The 2047-nt window shown below is 69.2% G+C and carries 2 protein-coding genes; both read left to right on the forward strand.

Annotated features, from left to right (window positions below):
• The coding region (gene hflK / locus FV228_RS27865) for an FtsH protease activity modulator HflK (protein ID WP_147857460.1) at positions 1-1095 on the forward strand (1095 nt) is incomplete at its 5' end.
• Entirely contained in the window at positions 1092-2045 is a 954-nt protein-coding gene (hflC, locus tag FV228_RS27870; RefSeq protein ID WP_147857461.1) for a protease modulator HflC, read from the forward strand. The genes hflK and hflC, both read left to right, overlap by 4 nt.
• Positions 2046-2047: the final 2 nt, after the last annotated feature.

Here is a 2047-nt window from a genome sequence, read left to right on the forward strand (position 1 = left end):
ACCCCGCCCAACCTTGAGGACCTGCTCCGGCGCGGGCAGGATCGCCTGCGCGGCCTGATCCCGGGCGGCGGCAACAGCGGCAACGGCTATGGCGGCGGAAGCCCGAGCGGCATCGGCGGCGGCCGCAGCGCCGCGGTGATCGCGGGGCTTGCGGTCGCGGTCTGGCTCGCTACCGGCTTCTACACCGTCTACCCGCGCCAGGTCGGCATCGAGACGATCTTCGGCCGCTACGTCGGCACCAAGGGCGAGGGCCTGCGCTACAACTTCCCCTATCCGATCGGCGGCGTGGTCAAGCCGGATGTCGGCTCGCAGAACTCGATCCAGATCGGTTTCCGCGCCGGGCCCGGGGGCCAGGGCCGCAACCGCGACGTGCCGGACGAGAGCCTGATCCTCACCGGCGACGAGAACATCGTCGACCTCGACTTCGAGGTGCAGTGGCGGATCAACCCGCTCAAGGCCTCCGACTTCGTGTTCAACCTCCAGAACCCCGAAGGCACCATCAAGGCGATCTCCGAGAGCGCGATGCGTGAGGTGATCGGCCGCCGCAACATCCAGGCGATCCTGACCAACGAGCAGTCGAGCATCGCCCAGGAGGTCAAGGAGATGGTCCAGAAGGCGCTGGACGAGTACGGCGCCGGCGTCCGCATCGAGGTGGTGCAGCTCGTCTCGGTGAACCCGCCGCCGGAAGTCCGTCCGGCCTTCATCGACGTGAACGCCGCCCAACAGGACGCCGACACGGCACAGAACGAGGCCAAGACCTACGCCAGCCGCGAAGTGCCGCAGGCGAGGGGCCGGGCGTCGCAGATCTTCCAGCAGGCCGAGGCCTACCGGACGAAGGCGACGGCCGACGCGACCGGCCAGGCCGCGCGCTTCAGTGAGGTCTACGCCTCCTACAAGGCCGCGCCGGCCATCAGCCGCGAGCGGCTCTTCCTGGAGACGATGGAGAAGGTTCTGGGCTCCGTGAACAAGGTGATCATCGACCAGAACGGCGCACAGCCGGGCTCGGGCGCCGCAGCGGGCGTCCTGCCGGTGTTGCCGCTCACCGAGTTCGGGGCCCGCGCCCAGTCCCCGGCCGCCACGGGAGCCGCCCGATGAAACAGGCTCTCCGCACCGGCCTGATCGCCATCGCGGCGATCGTCGCGATCGGGCTCTACGCCTCGATCTTCACCGTCGGCCAGATGCAGCAGGCCCTCGTCCTGCAGTTCGGCCGCGTCCGCGCCGTGCTCAACGCCACCGGCGAAGAGAAGCCCGGCCTCTACTTCAAGGTGCCGTTCGTCGAGAACGTCGTGATCTTCGATAAGCGCGTGCTCGACCTCGACTTGCCGGTGCAGACGGTGCTCACCGCCGACCGGCAGAACCTCGAGGTGGACGCCTTCGCGCGCTACCGCATCCTGGATCCGCTGCGCTTCTACCAGGCGGTGGGCAATATCGGGCTCGCCAACCAGCGCCTCGCCAGCTTCACCAATTCCGGCCTGCGCAACGTGCTCGCCCGCTCGACCCGCGACGCCATCGTCAAGACCGAGCGCGGCCAGTTGATGCACCAGATCCAGGAGGACGTGAACCGGCAGGCCAAGGCGCTCGGCATCGAGATCGTCGACCTGCGCATGACCCGGGTGGACCTTCCGGCGCAGAACTCGGCCGCCGTCTACAAGCGGATGAAGACCGAGCGTGAGCGCGAGGCCGCCGACATCCGCGCCAACGGCGACCAGAGCGCCGCCACAATCCGCGCCAAGGCCGACCGCGAGGTCACCGTGATCCTCGCGGAGGCGACGCAGAAGTCCGAGCAGCTGCGCGGCCAGGGCGACGCCGACAAGAACCGGATCCTCGCCGAGGCGTTCGGCAAGGACCCGGACTTCTTCAGCTTCTACCGCTCGATGCAGGCCTACGAGACCGGGCTGAAGGGCTCCGACACGCGGCTGGTGATCAGCCCCAGCTCGGACTTCTTCCGCTACTTCAGCGACCCTCAGGGTCGGGCGACGGCTTCGGCGCCGCGTACGCCCCGCGGGCCCACGGACCCGACCGCCTCGACGGGCGCGACGCGCTGACC

Source organism: Methylobacterium sp. WL18 (assembly GCF_008040015.1).
Taxonomy (GTDB): Bacteria; Pseudomonadota; Alphaproteobacteria; order Rhizobiales; family Beijerinckiaceae; genus Methylobacterium; species Methylobacterium mesophilicum.

Excerpts from the sequence above, each read along its gene's own strand:
- hflC (WP_147857461.1), top strand. The coding sequence starts at position 1,092 with ATGAAACAGGCTCTCCGCACCGGCCTGATCGCCATCGCGGCGATCGTC.